This is a genomic window from Lysobacter sp. OAE881 (assembly GCF_040546665.1).
In the GTDB taxonomy this organism is placed as follows: Bacteria; Pseudomonadota; Gammaproteobacteria; order Xanthomonadales; family Xanthomonadaceae; genus Lysobacter_J; species Lysobacter_J soli.
In genome coordinates this window covers 3,773,128-3,791,057 of record NZ_JBEPOG010000001.1, presented here as the reverse complement: position 1 = coordinate 3,791,057, position 17,930 = coordinate 3,773,128, and the positions used below count along the sequence as shown (strand labels likewise).

Sequence of the window (17,930 nt, the reverse complement as noted above, 5' to 3'; positions counted from 1 at the left end):
GGAAAGGGACGACGCGCGCCGGCGTCATTCGAGCGACAGCAGGTACTTCCACTGCGCGGCCGTGACCGGCAGCACCGACAGGCGATTGCCGCGGCGGATCAGCGCGAAGTCCTCGCCGAGCTTGCCGGCGTGCTGCTTGAGTTCGTCCAGCGTGATGGTGCGCTTGAACTTGCGCTCGAACGCGACGTCGACGAGGAACCAGCGCGGTTCCTCGCGCGAGCTCTTGGCGTCGTAATAGTCCGACTTCGGGTTGAACTGCGTCTCGTCGGGATACGCCTTGCTCGCCACCGTCGCCGTGCCGACGATGCCGGGCACGTCGGTATTGGAGTGATAGAACAGCACGCCGTCGCCGACCTGCATGCCATCGCGCATGAAGTTGCGCGCCTGGTAATTGCGCACGCCGTTCCACGGCTCGGTGCGCACGCGTTCGAGATCGTCGATGGAGAACGTGTCCGGTTCGGACTTCATCAGCCAGTAGCGGCGACGAGCGCTCATGCGGAACTCCTGCAGTCGAGCGTGGACGATTGCGTGCACACCGCGTCCAGGGCGACGTCCCAATCCGCGCGGTCGAGCGTCTCGACCCGTTGCACGTCGAACGCGGCTCCCACCAGCCACGGCGGCGCAGGGCGCTGGTGGCGGAAGGCGAAGCTGCGATCGTACCAGCCGCCTCCCATGCCGAGCCGATGGCCGCGTCCGTCGAAGCCCACCAGCGGCGCGACGACGAGGTCCATCTGTTCCGGTTCGAGCATCGAGGTTTCGGCGATGTCCGGCTCCGGGATGCCGTGGCGATTGCTCACCAGCGCGTCGCCCGGCCGCCACGGCGCGAAGCGCAGGCGACCATCGTCGTTGAGGACAGGGAGGCAGTAGACGCACTCGCGCGGCAGGCGCAACTGCCACACGTGCAGCGCGATCTCGCCATCCATGGCCCAGTAACCTGCGACGGAACCCGAGGAGGGCGCGAAGGGGAGCGCGAGCAACTGCGCGGCGAGACGTTCGGCGGCGGCGATGCGCTCGCCGGCAGGCAGTTCACGGCGGCGGTTGCGGAGCTCGCGGCGCAGCGCCGTGCGGTCGACCGTCATGCAGCGCGGGATCCTGTAGTGCGGCGCCGCGAAGGCGGCCGGTGGACGGGAATCAACGAAGTTACGAAAGCCGGGCGCGACCGCGCGCGGCCACATAAAAATTCGGGCGCGAATCCGCGCCCGAACCGGGGTGCGGCATTTCTGCCGCGACCGTGAGATGGAAGTCCTCCGCCAATGGCGATGCTTGCGAAACGACCTTGAACCCGGGGTTCAAGTGGGGACGCTTGGATGCCTTCGGGCTTCCCGCTACGAGGCGGACCTGCACTCCGGGCGTCCGCCGCGCCCCCGTGGTCGTCATTAAGGGACAAGGCGAATGTTTGCGCACGCTGTCGCGCACAGCAGAGGACGAGGAGAAAGTATAGCGCGGCGACCTACGGCTGCGTGTCCGCTCGTCGGTGCCGGCTCGGGAACGATTCAGTGCACGAATGCATCCGGTTCGATCTGCGCGTTCAGTGTGAACGCAATGTCGCGCTTCAACGCGCCGGTACGTCGAACAGGTCGTCCAGGCGGCGATGCAGGGTGTTGAGCGTGCGCTCGAGTTCGCGGTCGCGCGTGGCCAGTTCGTCGCGCATCTGCTGCAGGTCGTGCGCGAGGTTCAACGCGGCCAGCACGGCGACGCGATCGAGCGCGGCCATGCGGTTGGTGCCGCGGATCTCGCGCATCTTGCCGTCCAGCAGCTTCGCGGCGGCCTGCAGGCTGTCGCGCTCGCCGGGTTCGCAACCGACGGTGTATTCGCGATCGAGCAGTCGGATGCTGACGACTTCGCTGGTCATTGCGATCTCACGTGTGCTGTTCCAGCGATTTCAGCCGCGCGATCATCGCTTCGACCCGCGTGCGCGCCTGTTCGTTCTTGGCGAGCAGCGCGGAGCGTTCGCCCATCAGCTGTTCCTGTTGCTGCCGCAGGCTGCGGTTTTCCTCGGAGAGGCGACGCGCGCGGTCGGCCAACTGCTCGACCCGGTCGGCGAGCGACTGCAATTGCGCGAGGAGTTGGGCCTGTTCCATGCCGGGCACGATAGCAGGGCGGGGTGACGGGTCAAGGGCGCGGCCGGGTGGGGCTGCGCGCCCGTTCACGCCTGCCGTCAGACCGTGTCCACGGTCCCGCTGCCGACCGGCACCGAGTGCGGCGTCCAGGCCCGGATGAAGGACAGGCAGCTGGCCGCTTCCAGCGGACGCGCGAGCCAGTACCCCTGGATCTCGTCGCAGCCACGCCCGCGCAGGAACTGCATCTGCGCCTCGGTTTCCACGCCCTCGGCGATCACCGTCAGGCCCAGCGAATGCGCCATCGCGATGACCGTGGTGGTGATGGCCTCGTCGTCGGCGTCGCGGGTGAGGTCGCCGATGAATTCCTTGTCGATCTTCAGCGTGTGGATCGGCAGGCGCTTGAGGTAGGCCAGCGACGAATAGCCGGTGCCGAAGTCGTCGATCGCCAGGCCCACGCCGAGCGAGCGCAGCGCATCCAGCGTCGCCGAGGTCTGCCCGGCGTTGGCCATGATCACGCTCTCGGTCAGCTCCAGCTGCAGCATCTCCGGCGGCACGCCGCTTTCGACCAGCGCACGCGCGACCTGCTTGGGCAGGTTGCCGCGCAGCAACTGCAGCGAGGAGACGTTCACCGCCATCGTCAGCTGGTCCAGGCCCTTCATGCGCCAGCCCTTGAGCACGCTGCACGCTTCGCGCAGCGCCCATTCGCCGATGTCGAGGATGAGGCCGCTTTCCTCGGCCAGCGGGATGAACTGCGCCGGCGAGATGGCGCCGAGTTCCGGGCTCGTCCAGCGCAGCAGCGCTTCCACGCCGGTGATGCGCGAATGGTCCAGCGAGAGCTTGGGCTGGAACACCAGCCGCAGCTCGTTGCGGTCGAGCACGCCGCGCAGCGCAGCGGAAATAGTGGCGCGGCCGCGGATCTCCACGTCCATCGCCTCGGTGTAGCGCATGAAGGTGCGTCGCCCCGCCGCCTTGGCCTGGTACATCGCGGTGTCGGCGTGCTTGAGCAGGTCGGTGGGCACCAGCGCGTGGTCTGGGTACAGGCTGATGCCGATGGACGGCGAGATCACCACGTCGTGGCGCTGGTCGATGTCCAGCGGCGCTTCGAACGAAGCCAGCACGTCGCGCGCGACCTGCTCGGCATGTTCGATGCTTTCCAGGTTTTCCAGCAGCACGGTGAACTCGTCGCCACCCAGGCGCGCGACCGTGTGCGTCGGCCCGACGGCATGCTGCAGGCGATGCGCGGCCGCGCGCAGGATGCGGTCGCCGGCGGCATGGCCGAGCGAATCGTTGATGTCCTTGAAGCGGTCCAGGTCGAGGAACAGCATCGCGATGCGCGTGTTGCCGCGGCGCGCCTTCACGATCGCGCGCGACAGGCGCTCGGACAGCAGCGCGCGATTGGGCAGGCTGGTCAGCGTGTCGTAGTTGGCGAGATAACGCAGTTCCTGTTCGGCGCGCTTCTGGTCGGTGATGTCGCCCAGCACCGCGACGTAGTGGCCGTGCTGGCCCCCGGCGTCGAGCACTTCGCTGCCCTGGAACCAGCACAGGAACTCGTCGCCGTTCTTGCGCTGCTGCCAGATCTCGCCCGACCAGCGACCGTTGCGGCGCAGCTCGGCGCGCACGTGCTGGTAGAACGCCGGGTCGTGCTGGTCGCTGTCGAGCAGGCGCGTCGGGCGGCCGATCACCTCCGCGTCGCTGTAACCGGTCATGCGGGTGAAGGCGGGGTTGACCGACACGAAGCGGAATTCGCGATCGAACACCGCCACCGCTTCCATCATGCTGTCGAGCACCTGGCCGGCGATGCGACGGTCGCGCTCGGCGCTGCGGTTGGCGGTGATGTCGCGCGCCGTGCCGGCCACGCGCAAGGCGCGTCCGGTGCCGTCGCGTTCGACCACGCGCCCACGCGCGCGCATCCAGACCCACTTGCCGTCGGTTTCGCGAACGCGGTGTTCGGACACGTACAGCGGCGTTTCGCCGCGCAGGTGGCGACGCAGCGAGGCGATCGCGCGCGGCAGGTCATCCGGATGGATCTGCAGGTTCGCGTCGACCAGCGTCTGCACCCCGAGATCGGTCGTGAGGCCCGCCTGCTCGTCGGCACGCGTGCGGCGCAGCACGCGACGCTCCAGGTCGTAGTCCCAGAACTGTTCGCCCGACGCCCACAGCGCGAGCTTCAGGCGCTCGTCGCGTTCGCGGATCTGCGCGAAGTAGCCGCGCTCGCGACGGCGGTCCTGCAGGCGGCGCCAGGTCAGTCCGCCGACGAATGCGAGGAACGCCAGCACGGCGGCGGCGATCACCAGCGGATGGCGCCACACGGGCGGGGCGACGTGCACCGGGATGTCGAGCGTCGCTTCGTTCCACGCGCCATGCCGGTTCGTGGCCTGCACGAGGAAGTTGTAGCTGCCCGACGGCAGGCGCGAATAGGTGACGTCCTGCGCGGTGCCGTTGTCGATCCAGTCGCGATCGAAAACCGTCCATGCGGTAGCGGTAGCGCGTCGCCGCGGTGGGCGCGAAATCCAGCGCGCCGATGCGCAGTCGCAGCAGGCCGTCGCCTTCGTCCAGATCGAGTTTCGGCGCCTGCCACAGCGAACTCGGATCGGCCTTCGCCTGGTTGCCGACCCAGGCGCCCAGCAGCCGCAGCGGCGCGGTGTAGCCGGACTCGTGCATGCGTCGCGGATCGAACAGGTTCAGCCCGCGCACGCCGCCGAAGGCGATGCGTCCGTCGCCCAGCTGCGCGACCGAGCCGCCGTGGAATTCCAGGTCCTGCAGGCCGTCGGCGAGGCCGTAGCTGCGCGTGCGCTCGTCGCGGATGTCGTAGCTGATGATCCCCGCCTGCGTGCTCAGCCACAGCCGGCCCGCCGGCGCTTCGGCGATTGCGAACACCACCGGCACCAGGTCGCTGCTCAGCGTGCCGGTGAGCGGATGCGCGAAGTGCACGCTCCCGTCCTTCTCCTCGACGACGCGACTCAGGCCGGCGTGCGTGCCGACCCACAGCGAACCGTCGCTGGCCACGTGCAACGCGCGCACGCGATTGCCGGGCAGGCTCTGCGGATCGGTATTGAGATGGCGGAAGTGACGAAGTCGACCGGTCGCCGGATCGAGCACGTCCAGCCCGTCGCCGGTGCCGAACCACACATGGCCGTGGCGGTCTTCGACGATCGCATGCACGACCGGATAACTCAGCCCGCTGGGATCGTTCTCGCGATACGCGAAGTGCGTGAGCTTGCCGGTGTCGGGCCGGTAGCGGTACGCCCCGTAACCGTGGCTGCCGATCCAGAGCGAGCCGTCGCGTCCGAGCGCGAGCGTGCGCAGCGGCGTGCGGCCAAGTTCCGGTATCGGCAGCGGGCGCGCGGTGCGACGCTGCGGATCGAGGCGATAGAGGCCGGTGTCGGTGGCGACCCACAGATCGTCCGGGCCCGCCTTCGCGAAACCGGTGACGTGCGGCGTGCGGCCCTGGTCGTCCAGCAGCGCGCTCAGGTCCTCGAAGCGGTCGTCGTCCAGTGCGTAGCGGAACAGCCGCGCGTTATCGGTGCCCAGCCACAGGGCTCCGTCCTGGCCCTGCACGATCGAACGGATGCTGTCGGCCGACGCCGGACTGTCGGGGCGGCGCGGGTGCTCCATGTTGAACACGTAGCGAAAGCGCGTGCCGCGCGGATCGGCGACGGCGACGCCGCGGAACTGCCCGCCGATCCAGAGCATGCCGCCCCGGTCGATCATCAATGCGTTGATCGAATCGTCCGGAAGGCTGGCATCGATGCCGGGTTCCTCGCGGACTTCCTCGACGTGGCCGCTGACGGGATCGAGCCGGCGCAGGCCGTAGCCGTAGACGGAGAACCAGAGCTGCCGGTCAGGCGCCTGCGCGATCGCGCGCACCACCGGCGCGTCCTCGCCCGGCATCGGCTGTTCCGGCCACGCGCGCATGAGTTCGCGGCCGTTGCTGTGCAGGCGGAACAGGCCGTCGCGTCGTCCGACCCAGAGCTGGCCGCCGGCGTCCTGGAACAGCGCGGTGACCGCGTCCTCGGGGCCGATGCGCTCGGGCAGGCTGCCGTCGAGCCGGTAGAGGCCCTGCGGACCGCCCCACCACGCCACGCCGTCGCGGGCGGCGAGCAGGCTCTGCCGGCTGGCGTTGCCGATGACCTGCGTCTCCAGCGGCACGACCGTCTGGCGCTTGCCTGTGGCCGGGTCCAGGCGTTCGAGGCCGGCGACGGTGCCGACCCACACCTGTCCGCGCTGCGGCAGCACGGCCATCACCTGCCGGTGCGGATGCGCCGCGCCGGAGGCCTTGAAGCGCTTGATCTGCCCGTTGGCGAGGTCCAGCCGGCTGAGGTATTCCGAGTACGTGCCGACCCACAGCGCGCGGTCGCCATCCATCGCGAGCGCCGTGATGTGGCTGTCAGGCAGGCTCGCGGCGTCGCGCGGGTTGTGGCGGTAGGGCAGGTAGCGCTGGCCGTCGTAACGGTGCAGCCCGCCCTGGGTGGCCACCCAGACGTAGCCCTGCGTGTCCTGCGCGAAGGCGGTGACGGTGTTCTGGACCAGGCCGCGCTCGCTGCCGGGACGGTCGAAATAGAAGTCGCGCGTGGCCGCGCCGGCCGTCCCGGCCAGGGCTGCAGCGAGCACGAACACCACGCCGGCGAACCGGGCGGCTGGCATCAAGGTCTGGCGGAACACGAACACCCCCGGCAACGACTCCAGCGTTGCTGCGTGCAGTGTAGGCAGGCGTTCGCGCCGGCAACAACCATCAGGTTGTTACACTGCCGCCCGTCCCCCTCTTTCCCGCACTTCGCGCCCGATCGTGTCCGAAATCGAACTGCCTTCCGTCTCCGCGATCGAGGCCGAGAGCCGCCAGCTGGCGCTCGCAGCTTCGCCCTTTGAACTGCACGGCGGCCTGTGCGGCTGGCTCGCCGGCGGCGGCGCCTCGGTGCGCGAATGGCCGGCGAAGGTGCTGGCCGACGACGCGCTGCCGGCGCCCGCTGCGGGCGGCGCGCTGGACGAACTGCGCCTGGCCAGTGCCGCGCAGCTGGCCGACCGCAGCTTCGACTTCGCCCTGCTGCTCCCGGAACCGGACGCCTCCCTGGCCGAGCGCAGCGGCGCGCTGTTCGAGTGGTGCCGCGGTTTCCTCGGCGGCTTCGGCCTGTCGACCGGTTCGCGCCCGAAGCTCTCGGACGAAGGTGCCGAAGCGCTGGGCGACCTGGCCAAGCTCGCCGCCGCGCAGCCGCAGAGCGACGGCGACGAGGAAGACGAGGAAGCGCTGGTGGAGATCGAGGAATTCGTGCGCGTGGCCGTGTTACTGCTGCACGGCGACTGCGTGCTGGCGGCGCAGCATCGGCAGAAGTTGAACTGACGTCGTGGTCGGTTGCGCGTAGCGCAAGCCGAGTCACTGGATTCCCGCCCGCGCGGGAATGACGAGCCTCAAATGCACAAACCCCTCCGCATTCCCGACAAGGCCTACGCGAAGCGGCGCAAGCAGCTCATGCGCATGGCCGGCGACGACGCGATCGCGATCCTGCCGTCGGCGCCCGAGCGCATCCGCAGCCGCGACACGCACTATCCGTATCGCCAGGATTCGGACCTGCTGTACCTCACCGGTTTTCCCGAGCCCGAAGCGGTGCTCGTGCTGGTGCCCGGTCGCAAGCACGGCGAGGTGATCCTGTTCTGCCGCGAGCGCGATCCCGAGCGCGAAGGCTGGGACGGACCGCGTTTTGGTCCGGAAGGCGCGGTGGAGGCATTCGGCCTCGACGACGCGTACCCGATCGCCGACCTCGACGACATCCTGCCCGGCCTGCTCGAAGGCCGTTCGCGCGTCTATTACCACTTCGGACGCGACCAGGAATTCGACCTCAAGCTCATCGGCTGGCTCAACCGCGTTCGCGCGATGGTGCGACAGGGCGCGCAGCCGCCGCACGAGTTCCTCGAACTCGGCCATCTGCTCGATGAGCTGCGCCTGTTCAAGGATCGCGACGAAATCCGCCTGATGCAGCGCGCCGCCGACATCAGCGTGCTCGCGCACGAAGCCGCGATGCTCGCCGCGCGCCCCGGCATCCACGAATACCAGTTGCAGGCGGAAGTCGAACGTGTGTTCCGTTCGCACGACGCCGATCCCGCGTACAGCAGCATCGTCGGCGCCGGGAGCAACGCGTGCGTGCTGCATTACCGCGCGAACGCGGCGCAGGCGAAGGACGGCGACCTGGTGCTCATCGACGCCGGCGCCGAATACCGCGGCTACGCGGCCGACATCACGCGCACGTTTCCGGTCAACGGCCGCTTCACCAGGGAACAGCGCGCGCTGCACGACCTCGTCGGCGAAGCGCAGGCGGCGGCGCTCGCGCAGGCGCGGCCGGGCATTCCGTACGAGACCGGCCACGTCGCCGCGGTGGAAACGCTGACCGAAGGCCTGCTTCGCCTCGGCCTGCTGAAGGGCAAGCTGGAGAAGAACCTGGCCGACGGGAGCTACCGTCGTTTCTATCGCCACAAGACCGGCCACTGGCTCGGCCTCGACGTCCACGACGTCGGCGAATACCGCTTCGACGGCGAATCGCGGCTGCTTGAACCCGGCATGGTGTTCACCATCGAACCGGGCGTCTACATCTCGCCCGACGACACCACCGTGGACGCGAAGTGGCGCGGCATTGGCATCCGCACCGAAGACGATGTGCTGGTCACGCGCGACGAACCGCAGGTGCTGACGAATGCGCTCGCGCGCAGTGCGGACGAGATCGAGGCGTTGATGGCATCGCGCGGCTGAGGTCGGTTCGCGGAAGTCGCCTCACGGCATCCCGCCTCCCGTCATCCCGGCGAACGCCGGGACCCAGGCCCATACCGCTCGGGCACTTCGCGCGGGTGACTTCCACTTCACCGTCCTCTTGGCGAAAGCCGGACCCAGCTCGTAGCGAATGGGCACTCCATCGACGGTAAACCACACCAGCGTCGTCCCGGCGAAAGCCGGGATCCAGGCCCGTAGCGAACGGGCACTCCGATGACGGCGAACCGCCTCACCGTCATTCCCGCGAAGGCGGGCCGCTTCTGGGCCGCTGAATGGCGGCACCATCCATGGACTTTCCACGCTTTCCCGGTAACGTTCGTAGAGCAAAGAAGAATCACTGGCCGAGCTTCCGATCGCCTGCGGCGCTCGGGTCACTTTTCTTTGCTCGCACAAAGAAAAGTAACCCAAAGAAAGTGCGTACAAGTCCAACCCAATCCCACGACCGGAAAGCAAAAGGGCGCGTTCGCGATTCGCCATCCATGGCGCAGCGCTCACCGCCGCACATCCTGTGCGGCGCCCTCCGGGGCTAGCAACGAATAGGCTGTTCAAGAGCAACAGCAACAGCAACAGCAACAGCTCGAAGCAACTGCTCAAATCAAAGCGCTCGAAGCAAAGCCATCAGCCCGACGCCGCCGACGCATCGAAACACCAACCGCACAAACAAGAACGCCGCAACCGAGGATCCGGTCGCGGCGTTCGTCGATCAAACGATCGGAGCGGATCAGGCCGCTTCGTCGAAGGCCTCGCGCGTCAGGTTGATCGGCGCGTCATCCGTGCACACGACGTCGTCCTCGATGCGGATGCCGCCGAAGGGCATGAACGCGTCCACGCGCGACCAGTCGACGCTGTCGGCGTGGCCGTTCTTCTTCACTTCGTCCAGCAGCATGTCGATGAAGTAGAGGCCCGGTTCGATCGTCACCGCCATGCCCGGCTCGAGCACGCGCGTGAGGCGCAGGTATGGGTGGCCGTCGGGCTTGGGGATGGTGCCGCCTTCGTCACTCGCCGCGAAACCGGCGACGTCGTGCACCTGCAGGCCGATGCCGTGGCCGATGCCGTGCGGGAAGAACGCGCTGCTCACGCCGGTGGCGACGGCCGTCTCGGGCGAGACGTTGATGACGCCGAAGTCCTTCAGCACGCCGGCGAGCGCGAGATGCGCATCGAGGTGGATCTGCTTGTAGTCCGTGCCGGCGCGTACCTGGTCGCACATCTTCAGCTGCGCGGCGTCGACGGCGTCGATCATCGCCTGGAACTCGCTGCCGGCGTCGTAGGCGTAGCTGCGCGTGATGTCGCAGGCGTAGCCGCCGTGCGCCGCGCCGGCGTCGATCAGGAAGCTGCGCGGCGACTGCGGCGCGATCGTGTCGCGATCGGTGTAATGCAGGACCGCGCCGTGCTCGTTGATCGCGATGATGTTGCTGTAGGGCAGGTCGTTCGCGTCCTGCGCGGCGGCCTGGCAATACACGAGGTGGATGCCGAACTCACTCGCGCCGGCGCGGAAGGCGCGCTCGGCCGCTCGATGCGCGCGCACGCCGCGACGCGACGCCTCGCGCATCATCTGCACTTCGTACGGCGTCTTGAATGCGCGGTGGTATTCCAGGTAGTTCACGACCGACGCCGGGTTGTTCGGCGCGAAATTTCCCACCGTGCTGTTCGCCTCGCCCAGGATCGCGCAGCGCGCCGGGTTCGCCGGCAGGTGCTGCAGCGCTTCGTCCCGGCGTGCGGATGGTGACGATGTCGAAATGCTCGACCCAGTAGCCGCTCGGCGCCGACGGCACGACGTGCCAGTAATCGAACGGCTGCAGGAAGATCAGCTTGGGCTTCTGGCCCGGCGTGGCGACCAGCCAGCTGCCCGGCGCGCGCGTGAGCGGCAGCCATGCCTTGAACTGCGGGTTCACCGCGTAGGGGTAGTCGCGATCGTCGAACACCTGGTAGTGCGAGGTGCCGCTGGGGACGACGAGGTGGTCAAAGCCGCCGCGGGCCAAGGCCTGTTCGGTGCGGCGGTGCAGTTCGGCGATGTGGTTCGGGTACAGCGCGGCGGCAGTGGTCATTCGGATGCGGTCGAAAGGCGGGAACACCGCCCATTGTGCCGCATGGCGTCGACGCGTCCGTATTCAGGCAAGGCAATGGGCAGATCGTGCGAGCGGCAGGGCCGCGCGCTGCAAGCCGCGGCGCCACTCGGCCGTGTCACATCTGCTTGCCGTGCCCCGATTCCAGCCAGTGGCGCAGCTGCTGGAGTTCGCTCTCCAGCATCGTGATGAAGCGGAAGCCCGACCACGTCTGCCCGGGCGTGCTGGTGCTGTCCTGCCAGAGCAGGTGCGCGCCGACTTCGATGGGCGAGGACTGGTGCGGTGCGCCGCGCAGGTTGAAGCGCAGCTGGTAGAGGCCGTCCTCGACCAGTGGCGCGGTGGCGATGAGGAGCATCCCGGTTTCCGACAGGTTGCTCAGCTGGCCGATCACCGTGTCGGTCATGGTGTCGACGACCTGTACCGGTTCCTGGATCGCACGGCGGCGGGCGCGGCGGAACTCTTCCATCATGCGGGCATCCCCTTCAGGCGTGGGCTTCGGAGTGGTTGTTGTGCCCGACCAGCTGGCCGAGCGCGCCCATCACCGCGCTCCATGCGCGGTCGACCAGGCGGCTCTTTTCCTCGGTGACCACGCGTGCGCGACCGGCGGCGACCTGGCGCGCGAGGCTGTCCAGCGACTGCTCGGCCACGCGCTGCCCGCGCTGGTTCACGAACAGCGCGTTGTCGGTCACCGGGCTGAACCACGACAGCCGTCGGCGCACGACCTCGCCGGCATCGCCGATGTCGAACTCGAACCACGTGCCGAACGGAAGCGTGCGCAGGTGGCGCCAGCATTCCTGTTCCTTCGGGGTGCGCTCGGCGGCTTTCGGCGCGGGTACGTCGTCCGTGCCCAGGCGCGTGCGCGCCTTGAGCTTGAGCGCCAGTTCCGTGCGCGAGGCCGCATCGTCGTTGGCCGCCACCGTGCCGGTGACGAGCTGGCGCGAAATCGCGCCCGCGTCCTCGACGTGGTAGCCGACCTGCGTCAGCGCGGCCTCGATGTCCTCGCCGAGCGCACTCGACACCTGCCCGAGTTGTCCCGCCGCGTTGGCGGCGACGATCTCCCGGGTGGCGTCCAGCTGGCGCTGCCATTCTTCCGAATCCTCGCCGCTGCGCAGCAGCGTCAGGGTCAGCACGTCGGTCCACGCCTGGCTCAGCAGCGTCTGCACGAAGCGCGGCAGCTTGTGCTCGCTGATGATCGCCTCGATCGCATCGCTGGCCTGGCGCTTGGCCAGCACCAGCTTCTCCTTGCCACGCGCGGCCTCGACATGCCGGCGCTCGGCGACCTCGGCCTTGCGCGCCATCGCACGCAGGTGTTCCTGGAGCTGGCGGTTGGCGTTCTCGAACACGCCGTTGTCGCCGTCGTAGTTCTCCACGACGTGGTCGACCGCGCGGCGCAGCTGGTCGTTGAGCTGCGGGTCGGCCTCGTCCCGGGGCACCCAGTGGGCGCCGGCTTCGGCAACGGCGTTGAGCAGCTGGCGAGCCGGGTGCTCGTTGCGGACGAAGAAGCCGCGGTCCTGCAAGGCCAGGCGCACCAGCGGCACCTGCAGGCGGTTGAGCAGCGTGCCGACGGCGGCGTCGGAGCGCAGCTCCCGGCCGATCTCGTTGTAGAACAGGTCGAGCAGCTCGAAGGTATCGGCGTCGTCGCGCGACAGGAACGTCGCTTCCCCGCGCTGCTGCCGCGCCTGCGCGAGAAGCGTCTGGCGGACGTCGGTGAGGTTGCGCGGCGGGGCCTGGTGCAGGGGGACGTCCTGCAGCGCCGAGAGCGCGTTGGCCAGTTCCTCGCGGGTGAGCGTCGGGCGCGGCGCACCGGCATCGGAGCCGCCGGTCCCGGGCCGCAGCCGGTTCATCGCATCGCGACGCGCGGCCAGCAGCTGCTGCAGCAGGTTGAAGGTCTCGCTTTCCAGCGCCGGACCGTTGCCGCCGTCGTGGTTCCCGGGCCAGTCCGTCATCGGGCGCTGGCGTTGCGGCGCATCGACCGCTTCGCCCGGCTCGGCGACACGGCGCTGGCCTTCCTGCCGCTGCGGCGAGCGCGGGCGGATCGGCACGAACGACAGGCTCGGCAGCACGTTCTCGCGCGCGAGCAGGGCGTTCATGGTTTCCACCAGCTGCGCGTAGCCGGTCATGACCTGATGGTCAAAGACCTTGTAGAGGTGCAGCCGGGCCTCGGGGCTGATCTGCAGCGCGTGCGCGGCGTCGGACAGGATCTTGCCCAGCGCGTACGGCCCGACCGGCAGGCGTTCGGCATCGAAGGCCGGCTGGCCCGCCAGCACGCCGAAGCGCTGGCCAAGCAGCAGCAGCGGAAGGCCGGCGCGCGATTCCTGCCGCGCCGCGATCGTGCGCAGCAGCAGCGATTCGTCGACCTCGCCGTGTTCGACCAGCTTGAGGTCGCGGAACGCCGGCGCGCTGCCGTTGCTTTCCAGCGGCGCGCCGATGGGGTCGCGGATCGTCGTCAGCTCGCTTTCGACCAGCGCGAGGTAGCGCGGCACCAGGTCGGCGCGGTTGAGGCGCGTGGTGCGCAACGTTTCCAGATGGCTGGCCTGCTGCGCGGGATTGCGCGCGAGGTCGGCGTGCTTGAACAGCTGCTGCTCGAATTCGCCGAGCATCGCTTCGAGCTGGCGCGACATTTCGTCGGAGACCAGCGCATAGAGATGTTCGAGGACGCGGCGCACGCGTGGCGGCAACGCCGCCGAAGCCAGGGTAGGACGAGGGATCGAACTGCCTAGGGGTTCGAACGTGGCGGACATGGGATCACCGTCTCAGATCGGACGATCATGCATCGACCCATCCGTGCCCCGCCAGCCTTGTCGCTCCAGCGTGGTCCCTCAGGGGGCGCACTCGATGAAACGTCGGACGACCTAAACAGCGGCCAGAGCCGCTTGCGACCGTGGCTTGTCCCGGGACATGAGCGTAGTGGTCGACCCGGCTCAGTCGACGGTGTAGCCGGCCACCTCATGCGGCAGTGCGGCAGGTTTTGCGCCGTCGGCAGTGTCCTCGTCGAGGAACAGTTCGATCACGTCGTTGGTGAAGCGGCGGCCGAGTTCCGTCGGCCGGACGCGGTCGCCATGGACCGACAGCCAGCCCTGCGCTTGCGCCTGTTCGAGGGCGGGGGCGATCGCCGTGCGCGGCAGGCCGGTGCGTGCTTCGAACGCGTCGAGCGCGAACCCGTCGACCAGCCGTAGCGCATTGAGCATGTATTCGAACGGACGACGCGCCGGCGCGATGCGGTCGTCGCCGCCGATCGCCTCTGCATGACCGGCCGCGGCGAGGTAGCGCGTCGGATGCCTGGTCTTCCAGCGGCGCAGGATGTCCTGCTCGGCGCCGAGGGTGATCTTGCCGTGCGCACCCGCGCCGATGCCGAGGTAGTCGCCGTACTGCCAGTAGTTGACGTTGTGCAGGCACTGCCGGCCGGGCCGCGCATAGGCGCTGACTTCGTACTGCGCGTAGCCGGCCTGCGCGAGCATCGCCTGGCAGTGCTCCTGCATGTCCCAGCTCGCGTCGTCATCGGGGATGTCGCGCGGCGGACGCGCCGCGAACACCGTGTTCGGTTCGAGCGTCAGCTGGTAATGGCTGACGTGCGTCGGATCCAGTGCGAAGGCGCGTTCGAGGTCGCGCTCGGCCATCGCCAGCGTCTGGCCGGGCAGGGCGTACATCAGGTCGAGGTTGAAGTTGTCGAAGCCCGCGTCCTGCGCGAGCTTCACCGCCGCTTCGGCCTCGCCGCTGTCGTGGATGCGGCCCAAGCGCTTGAGCGTTTCATCGTCGAAGGTCTGGACGCCGAAGCTCAGCCGGTTCACGCCCGCGGAGCGGTAGAGCTCGAAGCGGCCGTGCTCGGCGGTGCCCGGGTTGGTCTCCAGCGTGATCTCGCAGCCCGGCGCGAAGCGGAGACGGCTGCTCGCCGCCTGCAGGAAGCGGTCGATGAACTCGGGCGGGAACAGGCTCGGCGTTCCGCCCCCGAAGAACACCGAATGGATCGTGCGACCCCACACCAGCGGCAGGTCGTAGTCCAGGTCGGCCAGCAGCGCGTCCACGTACGCGTCGAACGGAAGCGGCCCGCGTCCCTCGTGCGAATTGAAATCGCAGTACGGGCACTTGCGTACGCACCAGGGCAGGTGGACGTAGAGCGAGAGGGGCGGGGTGGTGAGCATTGGGGAATTCTGGACGCTGGGAACTTACGAGGCCGTCATGCGGCTTGGGTGGCCGTCATCCCGGCGAAAGCCGGGACCCAGGCTGGGGTGCTATCAGGAGGTGGGCATGGCCTCTCCGCCTGCCCTCACCCCAACCCTCTCCCGCACGCGGGAGAGGGGCTAAAGAAGCGCCAACTGCCGCTTCAACGCCGCCAGCGCGAGCCCGCGATGGCTGATGCGGTTCTTGAAATCCTTGTCCAGTTCGGCCGCCGACTTGCCCTGCTCGACGTCGAGGAACACCGGGTCGTAGCCGAAGCCGCCAGCGCCGCGGCGTTCGTGCAGCACGCGTCCGCGCCAGAGGCCTTCGGCGACGATCGGCTGCGGATCCTCCGCGTGACGCAGCAGCACGATCACCGCATAGAAGTGCGCCGTGCGCTGCGCATCGGGCACATCGCGCAGTTCATGCAGCAGCTTGTCGATGTTGGCGTCCGCATTGCCGTGCTCGCCGGCATAACGCGCCGAATACAGCCCGGGCGCGCCGCCGAGCGCATCCACGCATAGCCCGCTGTCGTCGCCGAGCGCGGGCAGGCCGGTTTCGCGCGACGCCTTGCGCGCCTTCAGCAGCGCGTTCTCGACGAAGGTCAGGCCCGTTTCGTCGGCATCGGCGACGCCGAGTTCGCCCTGCGTGACGATCTCGATGCCGGTGTCGCCCAGCAATTCGCGGATTTCGCGCAGCTTGCCCTGGTTGCTGCTGGCGATGACCCAGCGTTCGCGCGCGCTCATGCGGCCGGCTCCAGCAGGTCCCAGCGGTTGCCGTACAGATCCTCGAACACCGCGACGGTGCCGTAGGGCTCGCGGCGCGGTTCCTCGTGGAAGCGCACGCCATGCGCGAGCATCGACGCGTGGTCGCGCGCGAAATCGTCGGTGTGCAGGAAGAAGCCGACGCGGCCGCCGGTTTGCCGGCCGATGGCCGCGCGCTGCTTGTCATCGCCCGCGCGCGCCAGCAGGATCGCCGTCTGCGCGCCGCGCGGGCCGACGAGCACCCAGCGCTTGCCATCGCCCATGTCGGTGTCTTCGCGCAGCTCGAAGCCGAGCTTGCGCACGTAGAAGTCGATGGCCTCGTCGTAATCGGCGACCACCAGAGCGAAACAGGCGATGTGCTTTTGCATGTCCGGCGTCAGAGCCCGAGCGCTTCGCGCTGCTTGGCGATGAGCTCGGCGATGCCGGCTTCGGCCAGCGAGGTCAGCGCATCGAGTTCCTCGCGACGGAACGCGTGGCCTTCGGCCGTGCCCTGCAGTTCGATGAAACCGCCGCCGTCGTTCATCACGACGTTCATGTCGGTGTCGCAGGCGCTGTCTTCGGCATAATCCAGATCCAGCACCGGTACGCCGCGATAGATGCCGACCGATACCGCCGCGACGGCGCCGAAGATCGGATCGCGCGCGATCTCGCGGCGCTTGAGCAGCCACTGCACCGCGTCGACCAGCGCGACGTAGGCGCCGGTGATCGCCGCCGTGCGCGTGCCGCCGTCGGCCTGCAGGACGTCGCAATCGAGCGTGATGGTGCGCTCGCCCAGCACCTTGCGATCGACGCAGGCGCGCAGCGAGCGGCCGATGAGACGCTGGATCTCCAGCGTGCGTCCGCCCTGCTTGCCGCGCGCGGCTTCGCGGTCGGAGCGCGAATGCGTGGCGCGCGGGAGCATGCCGTACTCGGCAGTGACCCAGCCTTCGCCCTTGCCGCGCAGGAACGGCGGCGCCTTGTTCTCGACGCTTGCGGTGCACAGCACGCGGGTTTCGCCGAAGCTCACCAGCACCGAACCTTCGGCGTGGCGGGTGTAGCCGCGTTCGATGCGGACTTCGCGCATCTGTGCGGGCGCGCGGCCGCTGGGGCGCGCGACGGAGGCCGGGAGGCCGGCGGAGGGGGCGACGGGCGTGCCGGACATGGCCTGAATACCTTGGTTTGTACCGTTCGGAGGCGCGCGAGTTTACCATTCGCTCCCGGTCGGCCCTGCCCGACGACGCTGGATTTGTCGATGATCCGCAGCATGACCGCCTTTGCGAGCGGCGAACGCGCCACCCCGTGGGGCACGCTGGGTTGCGAGCTGCGCTCGGTCAACCACCGCTTCCTCGAACTCGGCGTACGTCTGCCAGACGAACTGCGCGCGCTGGAACCGGCGCTGCGCGAGCGCGTCGCCGGCCGCGTCGCGCGCGGCAAGATCGACCTCACGCTGCGCCTGCGCTCGCCGGAAGGCGAGGGCGCGCTCCAGCTCAACGCCGCGCGCCTGCGCGAGCTGAGCGAGCTGGCGCTGGACCTCGATTCGCGTTTCCCGCGGCTGCGCACCGAGCTGACCGAACTGCTGCAGTTCCCCGGCGTGTTGCAGTCGCAGGCGACCGATCCGGCCGAACTGCAGGCGCAGGCGCTGTCGCTGCTGGACGAGGTGCTCGACGAATTCGTGCGCGCCCGCGAGCGCGAGGGCGGCAAGCTCGCCGCGGTGATCACCGAACGCGTCGACGGCATCGCCGCGCTCGCGTCGGAAGTGCGCGCGATGATGCCGCAGATCCGCGCCGGCCAGCGCACCAAGCTGGAAGCGCGGCTTGCCGATCTCGCGCAGCCGCTGGACAACGGCCGGCTGGAGCAGGAACTGGTGATGTGGCTGCAGAAGCTCGACGTGGACGAGGAACTCGATCGCCTCGACTCGCACGTCGCCGAAGCGCGCCGCGTGCTGAAGCTGAAGGAAGCCGTCGGCCGTCGCCTGGATTTCCTGCTGCAGGAATTCAACCGCGAAGCGAACACGCTCGGTTCCAAGTCCGTCGACGCACGCAGTTCGGCGGCAGCCGTCGAACTGAAGGTGCTCATCGACCAGGTTCGCGAGCAGATACAGAACATCGAGTGAGGCGGGATTCGGGATTGGGGATTCGGGATTCGCACAAGCGAC

At 68.8% G+C, this 17,930-nt stretch carries 13 protein-coding genes, 1 other RNA gene and 3 pseudogenes; 3 read left to right on the top strand and 14 right to left on the bottom strand.

All coding sequences use genetic code 11. The features are described from left to right. Window positions 1-24 precede the first annotated feature (24 nt). The 7 genes and pseudogenes from ABIE51_RS17360 to ABIE51_RS17330 all read right to left on the bottom strand — a co-directional run. Window positions 25-495 (bottom strand): EVE domain-containing protein, encoded by a 471-nt coding sequence (locus ABIE51_RS17360; RefSeq protein ID WP_192631608.1) that lies wholly within the window; start codon window positions 493-495, stop codon window positions 25-27. After that, on the bottom strand, window positions 492-1,079 hold the full coding sequence (locus ABIE51_RS17355; protein WP_192631607.1) for a 5-formyltetrahydrofolate cyclo-ligase: 588 nt from the start codon (window positions 1,077-1,079) through the stop codon (window positions 492-494). Before ABIE51_RS17355 ends, ABIE51_RS17360 begins: the two co-directional genes overlap by 4 nt. Before the next feature lie 161 nt (window positions 1,080-1,240). After that, window positions 1,241-1,427, bottom strand: a non-coding RNA gene (gene ssrS / locus ABIE51_RS17350) — 6S RNA. Between the two features lie 125 nt (window positions 1,428-1,552). After that, window positions 1,553-1,852, bottom strand: a complete 300-nt coding sequence (locus ABIE51_RS17345) for a cell division protein ZapA (RefSeq protein WP_115844112.1) — start codon at window positions 1,850-1,852, stop codon at window positions 1,553-1,555. A 7-nt stretch (window positions 1,853-1,859) separates the two neighbouring features. Then, window positions 1,860-2,081 (bottom strand): TIGR02449 family protein, encoded by a 222-nt coding sequence (locus ABIE51_RS17340; protein WP_115844110.1) that lies wholly within the window; start codon window positions 2,079-2,081, stop codon window positions 1,860-1,862. 77 nt (window positions 2,082-2,158) lie between these two features. Beyond that, window positions 2,159-4,351 carry a putative bifunctional diguanylate cyclase/phosphodiesterase gene (locus tag ABIE51_RS17335; protein WP_354504608.1) on the bottom strand — a complete coding sequence of 731 codons (2,193 nt, stop codon included), beginning with the start codon at window positions 4,349-4,351 and terminating at the stop codon, window positions 2,159-2,161. Between the two features lie 685 nt (window positions 4,352-5,036). Continuing rightward, window positions 5,037-6,704 (bottom strand): annotated as a pseudogene (locus ABIE51_RS17330) (ligand-binding sensor domain-containing protein); the annotation flags it as partial. A gap of 151 nt (window positions 6,705-6,855) precedes the next feature. Here ABIE51_RS17330 and ABIE51_RS17325 point away from each other — a divergent pair. Both ABIE51_RS17325 and ABIE51_RS17320 read left to right on the top strand, forming a co-directional pair. Further along, window positions 6,856-7,395, top strand: a complete 540-nt coding sequence (locus tag ABIE51_RS17325; protein ID WP_192631763.1) for a UPF0149 family protein — start codon at window positions 6,856-6,858, stop codon at window positions 7,393-7,395. A gap of 72 nt (window positions 7,396-7,467) precedes the next feature. Next, complete coding sequence (locus tag ABIE51_RS17320) at window positions 7,468-8,796, top strand: aminopeptidase P N-terminal domain-containing protein (protein ID WP_192631605.1); 1,329 nt, start codon at window positions 7,468-7,470, stop codon at window positions 8,794-8,796. Between the two features lie 739 nt (window positions 8,797-9,535). On the opposite strand, the pseudogene pepQ reads toward ABIE51_RS17320, so the two are convergent. From pepQ to rph, 7 genes and pseudogenes are all read right to left on the bottom strand, one after another. Continuing rightward, a pseudogene (gene pepQ / locus ABIE51_RS17315) lies at window positions 9,536-10,802 on the bottom strand (Xaa-Pro dipeptidase); the annotation flags it as partial. 193 nt (window positions 10,803-10,995) lie between these two features. After that, window positions 10,996-11,346 carry a PilZ domain-containing protein gene (locus tag ABIE51_RS17310; protein WP_192631604.1) on the bottom strand — a complete coding sequence of 117 codons (351 nt, stop codon included), beginning with the start codon at window positions 11,344-11,346 and terminating at the stop codon, window positions 10,996-10,998. A gap of 13 nt (window positions 11,347-11,359) precedes the next feature. After that, the gene (locus tag ABIE51_RS17305; RefSeq protein ID WP_192631603.1) at window positions 11,360-13,543 is read right to left on the bottom strand and encodes a DUF1631 domain-containing protein; all 2,184 of its coding nucleotides are present in this window, start codon (window positions 13,541-13,543) and stop codon (window positions 11,360-11,362) included. Window positions 13,544-13,864: 321 nt separating this feature from the next. After that, window positions 13,865-15,016, bottom strand: a pseudogene (gene hemW / locus ABIE51_RS17300) (radical SAM family heme chaperone HemW); the annotation flags it as partial. 159 nt (window positions 15,017-15,175) lie between these two features. Then, window positions 15,176-15,778 (bottom strand): RdgB/HAM1 family non-canonical purine NTP pyrophosphatase, encoded by a 603-nt coding sequence (gene rdgB / locus ABIE51_RS17295; RefSeq protein ID WP_192631601.1) that lies wholly within the window; start codon window positions 15,776-15,778, stop codon window positions 15,176-15,178. Next, window positions 15,775-16,164: a VOC family protein gene (locus ABIE51_RS17290; RefSeq protein WP_192631600.1), complete on the bottom strand. Its 390-nt coding sequence runs from the start codon at window positions 16,162-16,164 to the stop codon at window positions 15,775-15,777. Before ABIE51_RS17290 ends, rdgB begins: the two co-directional genes overlap by 4 nt. Before the next feature lie 8 nt (window positions 16,165-16,172). Further along, window positions 16,173-16,937: a ribonuclease PH gene (rph, locus tag ABIE51_RS17285; RefSeq protein ID WP_192631599.1), complete on the bottom strand. Its 765-nt coding sequence runs from the start codon at window positions 16,935-16,937 to the stop codon at window positions 16,173-16,175. A gap of 90 nt (window positions 16,938-17,027) precedes the next feature. Here rph and ABIE51_RS17280 point away from each other — a divergent pair, with 90 nt between their 5' ends. Beyond that, complete coding sequence (locus tag ABIE51_RS17280; RefSeq protein ID WP_115844139.1) at window positions 17,028-17,888, top strand: YicC/YloC family endoribonuclease; 861 nt, start codon at window positions 17,028-17,030, stop codon at window positions 17,886-17,888. Window positions 17,889-17,930: the final 42 nt, after the last annotated feature.